This is a genomic window from Rhodococcus sp. P4_B6 (genome assembly GCF_056402215.1).
The window spans coordinates 41,981-58,406 of the sequence record NZ_JBFUHV010000046.1; the positions used below are offsets into that span (position 1 = coordinate 41,981).

14 protein-coding genes are annotated in these 16,426 nt (G+C 65.6%); 7 read left to right on the top strand and 7 right to left on the bottom strand.

From position 1 onward, the window contains the following. Positions 1 to 24: 24 nt before the first annotated feature. The 7 genes from AC1DWT_RS22160 to AC1DWT_RS22190 form a co-directional block, all read right to left on the bottom strand. Complete coding sequence (locus tag AC1DWT_RS22160) at positions 25 to 930, bottom strand: LysR family transcriptional regulator (protein ID WP_072941308.1); 906 nt, start codon at positions 928 to 930, stop codon at positions 25 to 27. A 177-nt stretch (positions 931 to 1,107) separates the two neighbouring features. Further along, positions 1,108 to 2,343 carry an acyl-CoA dehydrogenase family protein gene (locus tag AC1DWT_RS22165; RefSeq protein WP_072941310.1) on the bottom strand — a complete coding sequence of 412 codons (1,236 nt, stop codon included), beginning with the start codon at positions 2,341 to 2,343 and terminating at the stop codon, positions 1,108 to 1,110. 176 nt (positions 2,344 to 2,519) lie between these two features. Beyond that, positions 2,520 to 2,924, bottom strand: coding sequence for a rhodanese-like domain-containing protein (locus AC1DWT_RS22170; protein WP_072941313.1), 405 nt, complete (start codon positions 2,922 to 2,924; stop codon positions 2,520 to 2,522). 34 nt (positions 2,925 to 2,958) lie between these two features. Then, the gene (locus AC1DWT_RS22175) at positions 2,959 to 4,635 is read right to left on the bottom strand and encodes a dipeptide ABC transporter ATP-binding protein (RefSeq protein ID WP_206012521.1); all 1,677 of its coding nucleotides are present in this window, start codon (positions 4,633 to 4,635) and stop codon (positions 2,959 to 2,961) included. Next, positions 4,632 to 5,513 carry an ABC transporter permease gene (locus AC1DWT_RS22180; RefSeq protein WP_206012522.1) on the bottom strand — a complete coding sequence of 294 codons (882 nt, stop codon included), beginning with the start codon at positions 5,511 to 5,513 and terminating at the stop codon, positions 4,632 to 4,634. Before AC1DWT_RS22180 ends, AC1DWT_RS22175 begins: the two co-directional genes overlap by 4 nt. Before the next feature lie 12 nt (positions 5,514 to 5,525). Beyond that, entirely contained in the window at positions 5,526 to 6,488 is a 963-nt protein-coding gene (locus tag AC1DWT_RS22185; RefSeq protein ID WP_072941319.1) for an ABC transporter permease, read from the bottom strand. Between the two features lie 3 nt (positions 6,489 to 6,491). Then, positions 6,492 to 8,147: an ABC transporter substrate-binding protein gene (locus AC1DWT_RS22190; protein ID WP_241031259.1), complete on the bottom strand. Its 1,656-nt coding sequence runs from the start codon at positions 8,145 to 8,147 to the stop codon at positions 6,492 to 6,494. Between the two features lie 470 nt (positions 8,148 to 8,617). Here AC1DWT_RS22190 and AC1DWT_RS22195 point away from each other — a divergent pair, with 470 nt between their 5' ends. The 7 genes from AC1DWT_RS22195 to AC1DWT_RS22225 form a co-directional block, all read left to right on the top strand. Beyond that, positions 8,618 to 8,995, top strand: a complete 378-nt coding sequence (locus AC1DWT_RS22195; RefSeq protein ID WP_072941321.1) for an ANTAR domain-containing protein — start codon at positions 8,618 to 8,620, stop codon at positions 8,993 to 8,995. Between the two features lie 422 nt (positions 8,996 to 9,417). After that, positions 9,418 to 12,696, top strand: coding sequence for a protein kinase domain-containing protein (locus AC1DWT_RS22200; protein WP_095863833.1), 3,279 nt, complete (start codon positions 9,418 to 9,420; stop codon positions 12,694 to 12,696). 109 nt (positions 12,697 to 12,805) lie between these two features. Then, positions 12,806 to 13,114, top strand: coding sequence for a hypothetical protein (locus tag AC1DWT_RS22205; protein ID WP_095863832.1), 309 nt, complete (start codon positions 12,806 to 12,808; stop codon positions 13,112 to 13,114). A 74-nt stretch (positions 13,115 to 13,188) separates the two neighbouring features. Continuing rightward, positions 13,189 to 13,824 carry a VOC family protein gene (locus tag AC1DWT_RS22210; protein WP_241031260.1) on the top strand — a complete coding sequence of 212 codons (636 nt, stop codon included), beginning with the start codon at positions 13,189 to 13,191 and terminating at the stop codon, positions 13,822 to 13,824. Positions 13,825 to 13,882: 58 nt separating this feature from the next. Next, entirely contained in the window at positions 13,883 to 15,073 is a 1,191-nt protein-coding gene (locus tag AC1DWT_RS22215) for an epoxide hydrolase family protein (RefSeq protein ID WP_206012523.1), read from the top strand. Between the two features lie 159 nt (positions 15,074 to 15,232). Beyond that, complete coding sequence (locus tag AC1DWT_RS22220) at positions 15,233 to 16,123, top strand: NADP-dependent oxidoreductase (protein ID WP_206012524.1); 891 nt, start codon at positions 15,233 to 15,235, stop codon at positions 16,121 to 16,123. A gap of 39 nt (positions 16,124 to 16,162) precedes the next feature. After that, positions 16,163 to 16,426, top strand: a 264-nt coding sequence (locus tag AC1DWT_RS22225) for a hypothetical protein (RefSeq protein ID WP_477922223.1), incomplete at its 3' end; no start/stop codon positions are given.

The following is a 16,426-nucleotide window of genomic DNA, read 5'->3' on the forward strand; positions in this document are numbered from 1 at the left end:
CCGGGTCGGACGACCGCAGACGGTTCACGACGCGAGCTGCAGTGGTCCCGCGACCATCCGCAATGCCCTGATGGCCGCGGCCACCGCGGGGCGCTCGATCGACGCCTGACGGTACGTGACGCCGATCTGCCGCGCGCCGTTGGCGACCGGGCACGCGACGAGGTGCCGGTGGGCCTCGGAGACCGCCATCTCGGGGACCACGGCCACCCCGAAACCGGCTTCGACCATTTCCGCCATCCCCGTGAAGCTGCCGCACCGATGCTCGATCCGGGGCGTGAATCCGGCCTGACGGCACGCGAACATCACCGACACGATGGAGGGTGCCCCGTCGGAGGCGGCGATCCAATCCACGTCGGCGACCGCGCCGAGCCCGTGCTGCCTCGCGCGCTCCCGCAACGGAGTCGGAGCCAGGAGCACCAGTGGGTCGTCGAACAGGAACTCCGAGGCGAGACCGGCGGGAAGGTCGCGTGCACGGAACGAGTAGGTGTAGGTGATCGCCAGATCGACTTCCTGCTGCCGGACGGCAGGCACCGAATTGACCGGCATCGCGTCGATGAGTCGCACCCGCAATCCGCGGTGCTCTCGACCCAGTCGCGTGGCCACCGGCAGCGCGAGCCGGGTCAGGGCGGTCTGGAACGTCGCCAGAGTGAGGACGCCGGTGACGGATTCTCCCGTCGCCGCGACGGCGCTCTCCGCTTCTTCCAGTGCGGCAACGACTCTCGATGTGTGATCGACCAGCACCCGGCCCGCGTGGGTGAGACGCAGCACGCGCCCCTCTCTGCGGGTCAGGACCGCGCCGACCTCGTCCTCGAGGATCCTCAACTGCTGGGACACCGCGGACGTGGTGATCCCGTGCAGTTCGGACACAGCCGTCATCGTCGTGTGCTCGGCGAGGTCGCGGAGCAGAATCAACCGTCGAATGTCATACACAGGTGGTCCTCGTGGGTAGATCGGCCGGTCGCGCGGGATCTCCGGTCGACCGTATTCCATCCTGCCCACCGGCGACCGTTCAGCACAGGTTTGTGATCACGACGATTCTGTTCAGTACACCTTGTCGCGCGCACTCGATCCTCGACGCCAAAGCACTTTCCGGGGATGGAGCGGCGATCAAGAATTCTTCGGCTCGCCGTACCGGTCGGCGAACGACTTGGGTGTGGTGCCGTTGACCAGGTAGTCGCCGATGACCGTCGGCTTGTAGACCACGGGGTTGTGTGAGGCGAGAGTGCGGGCGTTCCGCCAGTGGCGGTCCAGATTGCGTCCCTCTCGCACCGCGGAGGAACCACCCGCGTTGAAAATGAGGTTGGCGGAGTCCAGGACCGCGTCGATCACGGCGATCTGCGCCGCGGACGTGTTCACGAAGACCTCCGCGAACAGGTCGCGGGTGGGCCCCTCGGCCGCGAACCGTGCGTTGACGTCTTCGAGTTCCTGCGCGATCCGCTGCAGGATGCTGTCGACGACCAGAACGTTCTTCGCGATCTTCCCGACCACGCCGAGGACCGCGTAGTCCGACGTCGCCGCATCGGACGGCGCATGCAGACTCGTCCGGGTGCGGCTGCGCACGAGTTCCACTGCGTCGTCTCGCACGTTGCGGTTGATCCCCGCCAGCGTCGCCAGGTGCACGATCTGCACGAACGAGGACTGCTGGTCGAGGAATCCCGGGCGGTGCCCGAACTCGCCGAATTCTGCGACCGGTGCCGCCTCGAACTTCGTGGTTCCACTGGCGGTGAGCCGTTGACCGATCCCGTCCCAGTCGTCGATACGGTCGACACCCGCCGCGGTGGCCGCCACGACCACGAAACGGCGCCGCGCATCGCCGTCCGTCACGGCGACCCGGATGTAGTCGGCGTAGAGGGTTCCCGTCGTGTAGTACTTCTCGCCGGATACCACTGCCTCACCGTCGTGGTCGGTGACGGTGGTCGAGATGTCGAACGTTCCCCGGCCGGTGGGCTCCGACTGTGCGTTGCCGAATGCCGCTCCCGCACCGATCTTTTCCAGCCAGTGGGCCCGAACCGGTCCGTCGTCCAGGTTGCGGAGGATTTCGACGGTGGTGAAGTGCCCCCGCAGGATCTGCGGAATGTTGGAATCGGCCTGCCCGAGCTCCGCGAGGAGTTCGAAGAGCTCGGGCAGGGTCGCCCCGTGGCCACCGAACTCGACCGGGACGCGCAGAGCACCGAACCCCGCGGCGAACAGCTCGGCCACCTCCGCGTATGGCAGCTCCCGGGCGCGTTCGCGCTGCGCCGCGCCGGCGGCGATGCGCGCGAAGATCTCCCGGAACCGCGGGAGGGAACGGTCCACGGCGGTGGAATGGTCGCTGACGCGGCCGGTCAGGGTAACAGCGGTCATGAAGGGTCTCCTCGGACGACGTGATCGAGCGCCGTCACCCGGACGGGTGACGGCCGACGGAACGGTCTACCGGCCGGGCCCGAAGGGAACGACCGGAAGCCCAGGTTCTCGTCCCATCTCATATCGAGACATGTTGCCGATCAACACAATCAGCCTTGACGCTTTGTGTAGATCCGCTAAATCCGCGTCTCGTCGCCGTGTGCCCGTGCAGGCTCGTTCGCGGGCAGGCCTGCGTCCTTCCATGCGGCGAACCCGCCGTCGATGTGCACCACGTTGCGGAAGCCCCGCTCGAGCAATCCCTCCGCCACCGGGCCGGACCCCGCAATGGATCCGCACACGACGACGATCGGCTGGTCGAGCGAGATGATCTCGGCGTGCTTCGTGGGTGAGTCGAGTCCGAACTGTTCGTCGAGTGCGTCGCGGTCGGCAACGATCGCTCCCGGGACCTCGCCGTTCTCTCCGCGCCCCTTGTCGCTGCGCACGTCCACGAGCACGGCGCCGCCGTTGACGGCCGCGGCCGCGAGCACCGGGGTGACGAGAGCGGGGGTGAGTCGGCCGGCGGTGTCGGTGTTGTCGGTCATGTGATGTCCTTTTCGGTAGGTGGTTGTCCGGATGTCAGAGCGCAGCGGCGAGAAGTTGGTTCTCGCCGGGTACGGCGTGCAGTAGGTTTCGGGTGTAGGCCTCGCGCGGCGCGCCGAAGATGTCGTCGACACGTCCCGACTCCACCACCCGCCCGCCGCGCATCACGGTGACGTCGTCGGCGATCAACCGCACCACGCCCAGGTCGTGGGTGATGAACAGGTACGTCAGCCCGAATTCGGCCTGTACGTCGACGAGGAGTTGCAGGATCTGCGATTGAACCGAGACGTCGAGGGCCGAGACCGCCTCGTCGAGAACGACGATTCTCGGGTCGGCGGCGAGTGCCCTCGCGATCGCGACGCGCTGCCGTTGCCCGCCCGACAGTTCGACGGGTTTGCGCCGGAGAAACGTGCTGTCGAGCGCCACCGCGTCGAGCAATTCGACCACCCGTGTGCGGCGTTCGGTTCGATTGTTCCGAATCTTGAACGCAGCCAGAGGTTCCGTGATGATCTGCTCGATGCTGAGCTTGGGGTCGAGTGACGAGTAGGGGTTCTGGCGTACCAGCTGGATCCTGCGTCGCACCGGCCGGAACCGGCGGTGGGACAGTCCGTCGATCCTGTCGCCTTCGAGCAGAACCTCGCCGGCGTCCGGTCGGCTGAGCCCGACCGCGATTCGCGCGAGTGTGGACTTGCCTGCTCCCGATTCACCGACCACGGCGTGGGTGGAACCGGCGGTCACACCGACGGTCACACCGTCGACCGCGACGAACTCGGAGGCCTTCGAGCCCGACCCGACGGTGAACCGCCTGGTCACGTCGCGCAATTCCAGGACGGGGCCCGCAGCCGCGGTGTCGTCCACGGCGCGCGCCGCGAGCGCGAGCGGTGACGGACCGAGGCGCGCGCTGCGGAACGACGGCGCCGCGGCGATCAGCGACCGGGTGTATTCCTGCCCCGGATTCTCGACCAGCTCCCGTGTCTCGCCTTGTTCGACGATCCTCCCCTGCCGCATGACGACCACGCGGTCCGCCCGGTCGAACGCCACACCGAGGTCGTGGGTGACGAGTAGGACGCCGAGCCCGAGGGTGTCGCGGAGAACCGCGAGGTGGTCGAGGATCACCTTCTGGACCGTCACGTCGAGCGCCGACGTGGGCTCGTCCGCCACCAGCAGTGCCGGATCACTCGCGAGGGCAATCGCGATGAGGACTCGCTGCTTCATCCCGCCGGAGAGTTCGTGCGGGAACTGCGAGTAGATCCGTTCGACACTGTTCAGTCCGGCGAGGCGCAGTTTTTCGAGCACCAACTCCCGCGCCGGACCCGATTCGACCTTCCGGTGCAGCCGGATCGCCTCGAGGACCTGCACCCCGACTCTTTTCACCGGGTTGAGCGAGGTGCCGGGATCCTGTGGAACGAACCCGACGAACGGACCGCGCAGCTGTGCCAGCTGCCGGTCCTTCCACCGGGTCACGTCCCGCCCACCCAGGTGGATCGTGCCGGACTCGATGGACGCCGACGACGGCAGGAGCCGCAACGCGGCATGGACGGTGGTGCTCTTGCCCGAGCCCGATTCACCGACGACGGCGACGAACTCACCCGGGTGGACGCTCAGCCCCACACCCTCGACGGCGGTCTTCCCGGCCCCTCGAGCGGTACGGTAGCTGACCCGCAGATCGTCGATCTGCAGCAGTGGACCGTGCCCCTGTTCGACGTCGCTCATCTCTGGTCTCCTAGCGATTTGCTGATGCGGTTGGTGGCGAGCACGACCACGGCGATCAGGACGCCGGGCAGGATCGAGATCCAGGGGTAGGTGGCGAGGTAGTCGCGCCCCTCCGACACGGCGAGCCCCCACTCGGGCTCCGGCGGCGGCGCTCCGTAACCGAGGAAGCCCAGTGCCGCCACGGCAAGGATGGCCGAACCGCATTCGAGCGCAGCCAACGACAACACGGCGGTGACCGAGTTCGGCAGCACGTGCCGGACCACGACCCGACCGAAGCCGGCTCCCGATCCGTAGGCCGCCTCCACGTAGTCGCTCTGGGCGACCTTCAGCACCTCGGAGCGCATCACCCGGGCGAATGCCGCAACCGCGGAGATCCCTACCGCCAACGCCACATTGAAGGTTCCGTATCCGAGTGCCGTCACCACCGTCATGGCGAGCAGGAGCGCCGGAATCGCGAGCAGCACATCGACGAAGCGCATGACGATCGCATCGGTGCGACCGCCGACGAACCCGCTGAGCAGACCGACGACCGAACCGACGACGAACCCCACCAATACCGCGAGTAACGTCGCACTGAGCGTCGTGGACGCCCCGAAGATCACGCGGGCGAGGAGGTCCCGGCCGAGGCGGTCGGTCCCGAAGAGGTGGTCGGGACCGGGTGGGCTGAAGCTGGCGTCGACGTCACCGTCGTAGGGACTGAACGACGTGAACCAGCCCGGCGCCACCGCCCAGAGAACGACCGTGACGATCACCAGCCAGGACAGGACCAGGCCCGGTGCGGTCGACGCGAGCCGCACGAACCGCACGAACCGCACGAACCGGTCGCCGGCGGTGTCGGCGGTGGATGAGGCCGATGAGCGGAAATCGAATGTGGTCACTGTGGTGCCTCCTTACCCGGCCGCCGGGGCGGCGCCGGCCAGGACCCGCGTGCGCAGCCGCGGGTCGAGCAGCGGATAGACGATGTCGACCACGAAATTGACGACCACGAAGACGACGGCCGCGAACACCACCACCGCCTGCACGAGCATCACGTCCTGCGTGCGGACTGCCGTCTCGGTTAGCCGGCCGAGGCCGGAACGCGAGTAGATGGTCTCGACGATCACCGCGCCGGCCAGCAAATTCCCGAGGGTGAGTCCGGCAATCGTCAGTGCGGGCAGGCTCGCGTTCTTGAGAACATCGCGCACCAGAACCCACAACCGGCTGGCGCCCTTCGCGACGGACACCGTGACGTAGGGCGCGTTCAACCCGAGTTCGATGTTCTTCAGCAGCAGCTGCGCGATGGGCGCCGACACCGGTATCGCCAGCGTGACGGCGGGCAGCACGAGCGAGGCGAAGCCGTCGTTTCCGATGGGGGGAAACCATCGCAGCTGGAACGAGAAGACCTGCAGGATCGCGAGCCCCACCAAGAACACCGGTACGGACACACCGGCCGCGGGGAGGGACGCGATGGCCTGCGACAGCCACGAACTGCGGGTGTACGCCGCCGACAGCGCAATTGCGAACGCCACGATCACCGCGAGCAGCAGTGCGGCACCCGCGAGGATCGCCGTCTGCGGCAACACCGCGAAGATCATCGACCACACGTTCTCCCCCGTGCGCACCGAATGCCCGAAGTCCCCGTGCAACGCACCGAACAGTCGCGTGGCGTACTGCACGACCACCGGCTGATCGAGACCGTAGTGTGCGCGCGCCGCGTCCTTGTCGGCGTCACTGACCAGTTCCGCCTCGCTCGGGTCGAACATGAGGTCGACGGTGTCGTACGGAAGCACGTACAGCAGGACGAACGTGAGCGAGTACGCCGCCCACACGACGAACAGGGACTGACCCAGTTTGGCGAGGATGTACCGTCCCATTGTTCAGCCCTGCTCTATCCAGGTGTCGTAGAACACGTTTCGCGACTGTGCCTCGTAGCCCACGTTGTGGACCTTCGGGTTGGCCGCGGTCACCTGGGCCGGGTTGTACACCGGCACACTGAGGATCTCCTCGTTGAGAACGAAGTCCTGCGCCGCGGCGGCCGCGGCGGCACGCTTGGCCGGATCGAGTGTCTCGTTGACGGCGCGGAACGTGTCGATCGCCTTCTGCCGGACGGGGTTGTCCGCAGTGATGGCGGCGCCGTTCGTGAACAGCGGCGAGTAGGTCTGCTCGAGCACCGCCACGTCCGATCGGCTGGTATTGAACACCTGGACGTTCCATTTGCCCTGCAGCTTGCTCGCCGCCTGGTAATCGGGGATGGGAAGGACCTGCAACTGCAGGTCCACACCGATGTCACGCAGATCCTGCTGGATGAGTTCGAACGCGGGCTTGTTGATCACCAGGTTGTTGATGGCGAGCAGACTCAGGTTGAGCGGCTTGCCGTCGGCGTTGACGCGAATACCGTCCGGGCCTTCCTTCCAGCCGGCCTGATCCAGGATCCGCTTCGCCTCGTCCTGGTTCTCGACCAGTCGATCGCTGAAGTCCGCATATCCCGGCACGCGCTCCGAGACCACCGAGGACGACGGCCGGTAGCTGTCGGTCAGTACCGTCTTCGCCAGCGCGTCCCGGCTCCAGCCGAGTTTGACGGCCTCGCGCACGGCACGCTCGTTGGTCGGGAAGAGATCGGTCTTGAAATCGAATGCGATATCGCGGCCCGGGATCAGCTGGGGAACGATCTCGTAGCCCTCGGCGCGCAACGGCGCCTCGTCGGTCGTGTTGACGTCCAGGATCGCGTCCACCTCACCCGAGCGCAACGCCCCCGTCCGGACCCCGGCCTCCGGGATGACGAGCACTTCCACGGCGTCGAGGTAGGCGTCACCGTTGTGCCCCCGGCTCGCCGGCGCCCAGTTGTATCCTTCCCGCTTCCGCAGGACGGTCTTCTCCTGGTACACGTGTTCGGTCACGACGAACGGCCCGGTCGCCACGATGTTCTGTGGAAGCGCGCGGTCCTCTTTCCTCAACTGCAGCGTCGTGTGCCCGAGGATCCCGGCAAAGTACATCGAGAGACCCTGGAGGAAACCGGCACTCGGCTTGTCGAGGGTGACCTTCACGGTGCTCGGATCGATCACCTCCGTGCCGACGTACCCGCCCCAGTACGCGGATACCGGGACGACACCGAGTTCCTTGTTGCCGAAACCGAGGAGGTCGAAGTTCTCCTTCACCGAGTCCGCTGTCAACGGCGTGCCGTCGCTGAACGTGACGTCGTTCCGCAAGTGGAACGTGAATTCCGTCAGAGTCTCGTTGACGTCCCAGGACGTCGCCAGCCAGGGCTCGAGAGCACCCGATTCGGGATTCTGATAGACGAGCTTGTCGCTGATGTTGCTCGTGATCAGCGACTCCGGGTACGAGCTACCGGAATGCGGATCGAGGTTCGCCGGCGCGTCCAGGACGGCGAACCGGAGGGTCCCGCCGGGAACCGGATCCCCTCCGACGTTCGAGGAGGCCACCGACTGGGATGCGGCGCACCCGGTGAGCACCAGTGCTGCGGCGGCCGTAGCCGCAATCAGAGCTGTTGCTCTGCCGACGAATCTTCGGGTCATCTGACGGAACTCCTCAATGCATGGACGAACGGAAGGAAGACGAGACACGCGCGTGGCGCCGAATCCACCCCGACGACGGTCGGGCGGACGGGACGATCAGGGGATCGGAGGTACGAACTCCGAATCGGGTGCCCGCAGGCGCCCGGTCACGAGATCAGCGACAACAGTGGAACGCAGCGGAGGAGAACAGGGGGCCATGGGCGCTCATCACGTTCTTCCTTCCGCGTCTCGACACTCGTCACAACTGTGACCAGCTGAGTGTGCACAGTGCCGGAATGACGAACAACCAACCTGAACTACGAGGTTCTTTAAGATTGGCTCAAGGGAACGATCGGCCGACGATCGGCGGCCGCAGTGTGCCCGGTCGAGCTGATCTGTATCCCCATCCTCGGTGAACGGGGACGGGAATGCGACCRTATCCGTTTACGACTCCGCCACCCGGGGAATGTCGTAGGCGAAGGTGATGCCAGATGTTGAATTCCGAGATCTCGAACCCCGTGCGGTCCGCCCGAAGCTTCCTCGACCGGCGCCGGGGGCCGTCGGACCGTGAACTCGTGACCACTGCGAAGGCGGTCCTGATCACCAGACGCGGCTACAGCGATGCCCAGGCTTTCGACGAACTACTCGACGTGGCGCGCAGGCACCACCTCTCCGTGCAGGGCGCTGCCCGGTGCCTGATCGATCTCACCAGCAACACCGGTCACCTCACGAGTCGCAGGCCGGTCGCATTCCCCGAGTGGGAAGGACTCCGCGGACCGTCCTCCGGGCACCACCGTCGTCCGTCGCAGCGGATGGACAGTCTGCAGGGACGCCACCACCCCCACCTCGCGACACAGGTTCGACCGTGATGACACCTGATGTGTAGGCGAATGTGTCAAGTGGGCAAGATAGGACGCCGCCGCGGAGTTACCCCGGCGGCGCCATGCACTTCGTCAAGAGTTGGTTGATGAGCGTGTCGATATTGCGACGCGCGGTGACGGGCCGCGTTCCTCTGCCGCGGCCCGTGCCCGATATAGGCCGAAGGCGGTCGGACCGGCCTCACAAGCGACGGGTTCGAGGATGCGAACTACTGCCGGAGCGGGGCATGCCGGCGACCCGCTTGCGGAGGTGCTCGCGCGGATTGAGCGCTGGGTTGACGCAGCTAGTGAAACAGGCATGACCATTCGCAACGCCACCGTCATTGCAGCGATATCCTTGGATACATCCGCGAGAGGCCGGCAGTGATGCATTTCTTCGACAGTGGCTCGGACCGGAAGAATCGATGTAGTCAATGACTGACATCGATCCTTTCGCGACGCAACGTGGCGCGTCGGGATCGGTCGCGATGGACCTCGCAGCCGCCGGATTCGAGGACGCACAAGAGGTCGGCCGCGGTGGTTTCGGGGTCGTCTACCGCTGCACCCAGGCGGCGCTCGACCGCACCGTGGCAATCAAGGTCCTCACCGCGGACCTCGACGAGGAGAACCGGGAACGGTTCCTGCGTGAGCAGCGCGCGGCGGGCAGGCTGACCGGACACCCCAATGTCGTCAATGTCCTCCATGTGGGCGTCACCGACAGCGGTCGGCCGTACATCGTCATGCCGTACCACGCCCAGGACTCACTCGACACGCGGATCCGGCGCGACGGACCGCTCCCGCTCGACGAAGCGCTGCGGCTCGGGGTGAAGATGGCCGGTGCCCTCGAGACTGCCCACCGCCTCGGGATCCTTCATCGCGACGTCAAGCCCGGGAACATCCTGATCACCGACTACGGCGAGCCGGCCCTGTCAGATTTCGGCATCGCCCGTATCGCCGGCGGGTTCGAAACCACCGCCGGCGTCGTGACGGGTTCGCCGGCGTTCACCGCCCCCGAGGTGGTGACCGGCGAACCTCCGAGTGCTGCTGCCGATGTCTACGGCCTCGGTGCCACGTTGTTCGCTGTGATGACCGGTCACGCTGCCTTCGAACGCCGCAGCGGGGAGCAGGTGGTAGCCCAGTTCCTGAGGATCACGGCCGAGCCCGTTCCGGACCCACGGAAGCACGGCATTCCCGAGGACGTCAGCACGATCATCGAACATGCCATGTCCGGTACCCCGGCGAGCCGCCCCTCCGCCACGGAACTCGGTCAGCAACTCCGCGCATCCCAACGTCTCCATAATTTTCCCGTCGACGAGATGGCACTGCACACCGAACCGGGAGACAGCCATCGCGAGGAGAAAGTGGCGGCGGCCGACCAACCCGTTCCCACCGCGCACGAATTCTTTCGTGAAGTGACAAGTTTCGTCGGACGCCGAAATGAAGTGGCCGCGGTCAAGGCGCGGCTCGCGGATTCTCGGATAGTGACACTCACGGGATTCGGAGGGGTAGGGAAGACCCGGCTGGCGTGCCGCGTCGCCTCGGAAGTGCGCAGAACCTACGCCGACGGCATCTGGTTCGTGGATCTCGCCGCGATCTCCCTTCCAGAACTTGTCGTCAGCGCAATTGCCGAGGCGCTCGATATTCGAGACGGAGTGACTGCGGATGGAACTCACTACCTCTTCGAATTCCTCGGTGGAAGGCATGCACTCATCGTCCTGGACAACTGTGAGCACTTGATCGAGGCGTGCGGAACAGTCGCGGCCGACATTGTTCGGCGGTCGGACCGCGTGCAGATCCTGGCAACCAGTCGGGAACCGCTCGGTGTGCTGGGTGAGGCCGTGTTCGAGGTTCCTCCCATGTCGGTTCTAGATGAAGCTCAGCTCGTCGAGGGACGAGACGGAAAGAGCTTTCATTCCGAGGCGGTCGATCTTTTCGAGCAACGCGCCGCATCCGTCGTCCCCGGATACACCCTCGACGACCAGAGCCGCCTGGGGGTTGCCCGTCTGTGCCGGCGGCTGGACGGCATCCCTCTGGCCATCGAACTCGCAGCCGTCCGGATCAGGTCCCTTCCCCTCGACCGCGTCCTGTCACGGGAGGGCGCACTGTTCGATCTGTTGACCCGGGGAAACCGTGGCGGTCCGGTGCGGCATCAGACGCTGCGTGGCGCCATCGATTGGAGCTTCGATCTGTGCTCGCCGGAGGAACAAGTCCTGTGGGCGCGGCTGTCGGTCTTCGCGGGCGGTTTCGATTTCGATGCAGTCGAGAGCGTGTGCACTGATCCGGACATCGTTCCGGATGCTCTCGAATTGATCTCCACTCTTGTCGAAAAATCGGTCATTTCCACCGTTCAGTCCGGATCCACGGTTCGATATAAGTTGCTGGAAAGCATCAAGGATTACGCGGTCGAGAGACTTGCCGAGCAAGGTGACCAGGACAAGTGGCACAGGAATCACCGCGACTATTTCCTGCGGATGTCGGAACGCAGCGAGGCTCAGTCACTGGCATCGGGCCAGCTGGAATGGAACCGTCGCCTCCGGCACGAGCGTGCGAACCTGCGGTCGGCGCTGGAGTACTGCCTGTCCACCCCAGGCGAGGCCCGAACCGGTCTGCGGATGGCAGGTTCGCTGTGGTTCTTCTGGAACGCGAGTGGCCTGCTACGAGACGGGCGGTACTGGCTGACCCGGGCCTTGGAGGCCGACCGCCAGCCGAGCCGCGAGAGGGCGAAAGCGCTCTGGGTGATCGGTTGGTACGCAATGATTCAGGGCGACATCACGACCTCCAAGCGCTACTTGCTGGAATGCAGCGACGTCGCGGAATCGGTCGGTGATCGAACCGCCCAGGCGTTTGCGCTTCAGTTCAGAGGCGCGGCGGAGGAGATCGACGGAAATCTCGAAGAAGCGTTGGAGCTTCTCACCGCCGGCATGTCACACCACGCCGAGTCAGGGGAAGTCAACTCCCTGACACTGTTGGGCGGCGCCCAATTGGCTTTCGTGCACTGCCTGTCCGGCAACCTCGAACAATCCCTTGCTTCGGCGGAGGAAACCATCGCCCAGGGCAAAGCGCTGCCGGAGCGGTTCTCGACGTCATGGGCGCTGTGGGCGCGCGGACTCGCACTGTGGACCCAGCGCAAGTACCCGCAAGCTTCGGATTCGTTGAAAGAAGCGATCGAACTGAAGCAGTCACTGAGCGACTGGTTGGGTGTGAGTGCATGCACCGAGATTCTTGCGTGGATCGCGATCGAGGAAGGCAATCCCGCTCGATCCGCACGTCTGCTGGGTATCGGGCGCACTCTGTGTGGCGAGATGGGGAGCTCTCCGCTCTTCGGAAACGAAGAGTTGATCCGCACACGAACTCGTTACGAGAATCGCACCCGTCAGCTGCTGGGTGACTCTGCGTTCGAGCGAGAATCCCAGGCCGGTGAACGCCTCGAACACCTCGCGTCGATCGAATTCGCGTTGCAAAAGCGCACGTCCAAGCCGGCGGCGCAGGACACTCCTTCAGCGCAGGTGAAGCTCACCCCTCGTGAGAAAGAAGTGGGAAAGCTGGTTGCGGAGGGACTCACGAACAAGGAGATCGCGGAACGGCTGGTCATCTCGCCCCGTACCGCAGAAGGACACGTAGACCGCATCCTCACGAAGACCGGGCATCGATCCCGCGCGCAGCTTGCCGCCTGGATCGCCCGCGAGGAGAGCATCGATTCCCGAAAGCCGTAGTTCGGCCTCCGCTGGGTCCACCGGGGGCATACCTGCGTAGGAAATGCAGGTAGTGAAGCACGTAGATCACCGCCGTCACACGCGCCGTGCAATTGCGAGTCTTATCGGCATGAACAGCACGCACCTCCACCAGAACAACTCACACACCAGCATCTCCTCCTGGAAGCGGTTCGCCACCGCCGCGGTCGCCACCGCCGCACTCGGCGTCATCCCCGCCGGCACTGCAGCCGCGACCACAGCTGCCGCCACCCCCGTCGCCGTCGTCGCCGCACATGGCACTCCCCGCGACCACGACAACACCATGCAGCAGCAGAGCCGGCACGACCGGCAACGCGACCAAAGGCAGGACCGCCGCGCCGAAACCACCATCGGCGACCCACTCCTTGCCGGCTGGCACAGCAGCAGCACCCCGATGTAGGGCGTTTGCACCGTCGATCGCCCCACCCCACCGTCACCACCCACCAGAGAAATCCCCAGAAGGAAGTAATGAGCATGACCGAAACCCGCACCACCGAGGCGACCACCACCGCGACGGTCGCGACCGTCGACATGAAACTCGAGGTCCTCGTCCTCCCCGTCTCCGACATGGATCGCGCCACCGACTTCTACACGAAACTCAGCTGGCGACGAGACTTCACACCGCCCGACTCCGGCGTCGTCCAGTTCACCCCGCCAGGCGCCGCCACCTCGATCCATTTCGGCACCGACCTGACCACCGCCGCACCCGGCTCCGCCACAGCCTTCCTGATCGTCTCCGACATCGTCGCCGCCCACCAGCAGCTGGTCGCCGCCGGAACCGATGTCAGCGACATCTTCCACTACACCGCCAACGGCCCGGTCCCCGGACCGGACCCCGACCATTCCAGCTACAACTCGTACGCCAGCTTCCACGATCCCGACGGCAACACCTGGAAGTTGCAGGAAGTCACCACCCGGCTGCCCGGCCGCATCGACTCCGCCGCAACAACATTCAGTTCCCACCGCGAACTGGTGAAGGCGCTTTTCCGCGCGGCCATCGCCCACGGTGAACACGAGAAGCGCAACGGCGGACAGTACGACGAGAACTGGCCCGACTGGTACGCCGCCTACATGGTCGCCGAACAGGCCGGGTCTGAGCTGCCCATCTAACGCTCCGATCCACCCAAAAGCCATTCTCCACCAACAATCAACACAGCAAGGACCCCACATGTCTGTCACATCCGAAGTCGCGATCCGGCCGTTCACGATCGAGTTCCCCGAGACCGAACTCGAGGCGCTGCGCCAGCGCATCGCGGCCACACGGTGGCCCGACAAGGAGACCGTCGCAGATCACTCGCAGGGCGTGCCGCTCGCGACGAGCCAGGCACTCGCGCAGTACTGGGCGTCGAATTATGACTGGCGCAAGGTCGAGGCGAAGCTGAACGCTCTGCCGCAGTTCATCACGGAGATCGATGGGCTCGACATTCACTTCATTCACATTCGCTCGAAGCACGAGGACGCGTTGCCGCTCATCGTCACGCACGGGTGGCCCGGGTCGATCATCGAGCAGCTGAAGATCATCGAACCGCTGACCGATCCCACCGCTCATGGTGGTGACGCATCGGACGCTTTCCATCTGGTGATTCCGTCGGGGCCCGGCTACGGGTTCTCCGGCAAACCGACCACCACCGGCTGGGGCCTCGACCGCATCGCACGCGCCTGGATCGAGCTGATGAAGCGCCTCGGATACACGCGGTACGCGGCTCAAGGCGGCGACTGGGGCGCGATCGTCACGGAACTGATGGCTCTGCAGGCGCCGCCGGAACTGGTGGGCATTCACACCAACATGGCTTCCGTGGTTCCACCCGAGATCGATCAGGCGCTCCGCACCGGCAACCCACTGCCGTCCGATCTCTCCGACGACGAAAAGGCCGCCTCCGACCAGCTGGCATTCTTCTACCAGCACATCGGCTACGCCGTGGAGATGGGGACGCGCCCACAGACACTGACCGGATTGACGGATTCGCCCGTCGGACTGGCAACGTTCATGCTCGACCACGACGCGAAGAGTTTGGAGCTGATCGCCCGGGCCTTCGCCGGACAGCCCGAAGGCCTGACGCGAGACGACGTCCTCGACAACATCACGCTGTTCTGGCTGACGAACACCGCGGTGTCCGCAGCTCGGCTCTATTGGGAACTCACGTCCCCGGCGTTCCTCGCCACCAGGGGCGTCTCCATCCCGGTTGCCGTGAGCGTCTTTCCCGACGAGCTCTATCAGGCACCGCGCAGTTGGACGAAGAAGGCGTATCCCAACCTCGTCCACTACAACAAGCTCGACAAGGGCGGGCACTTCGCGGCCTGGGAACAGCCACAGCTCCTGGCTGAAGAGATTCGCGTGGGCCTGCGGTCGCTTCGATAGCCGAGCGCCGTCRGACGTGTGCACCGGCCCACGTCCTGCCGCGGGCGACCGGGTGGCTCACTGCGAGCCTCCCGGTCGCCCCGGCTGCGCGGCCACGCCGTGCGTTCTCTGCGCCACAGCCCGACATCGTCTCGTTTCACACAAGAATAGGTATGAACCATGTTCGCTGTTCAGTTCGATTCTCCTGGATACATCGATGTGCTCCAGGTGCGAAATATTCCAGTCCCCAGTCCGGGTGAGGGTGAAGTACTCATCGCCCTCGAAGCATCGGCGATCAATCCCGCGGACGTGAAGATTCGTAGCGGGATGATCACACCTCAGGGAACTGCGCCGTTCACGCTCGGATACGACCTGGTGGGCACCGTAAAACAGACGGGCCCGAATGCCGGCCGGTTTCTGCCCGGTGATCGGGTCATTGGTGCCTCGACGTCGGCCGTCACCGGAAACGGGACATGGTCGGAGTTCGTCTGCCTCCCGGAGACGTCCCTTGCCCGTGCCCCCGAAAACGTCGACCCGGCCATCCTTGCCCAGTTACCCCTACCCGGCTTGACAGCGATGCAGGCCGTCGATGCTCTGCAGTTGACTCCGGGATCCGACGTGCTCGTCGCCGGAGCCGCCGGCGCGGTCGGACGTATCGCCCTGCAGCTTCTCCACCTCCGCGGATACCGCGCGCACGCGTTGGTTCGGCGGGCCGAGCAGGCGGAATCATTGCCGACCGGTGTAGCCGAGGAAGTACATATCGGCTCACTGCCGGTCTCCCGCGTCGACGCAGTGATCGACACCGCAGGAATTGACCTGTCCGCCGCGTTACGGCCCGGGGGGCACTACGTCACCGTTGTCCCGGGAAGCCCGCCCCACAGCGTGTCGCCGGAGAGCGCGACGCTGGTGATCACCCACGAGTCCGGCGCGATGTTGCACGCACTCGCCGAACTCCTCGCCGCCGGTGAGCTCGACCTCCCCGGCTCGACAACGTTCACGTTCTCAGAGATCGAGGCTGCTCACCACGAGTACGACCGCCAGCTGGGACGCCGCATCACGCTCGTCGTCTGACCGGCACGGTAGCGGCCCACCGAGATCAGCGAAGAATCCATGAACGACGAATCCAATCGAGCCGGGCCCGCGGGCCGCCCGACCGAACTCACCCCGATGCCCGTGCCGCCGCCCGACGCGAAGGCACGATCGGGCGGTGGTTCGGGCAATTCGATGCCGGTCCGGGGCCGAGGCCGGACCGGAAACCTGCCGGTGGACCTGACCGGTTTCGTCGGCCGTCGCCACGAGGTGGGCGAGACGAAGAAGATGCTGTCCGCGTCCCGGCTGGTGACATTGACCGGGATCGGGGGCGTCGGGAAGACC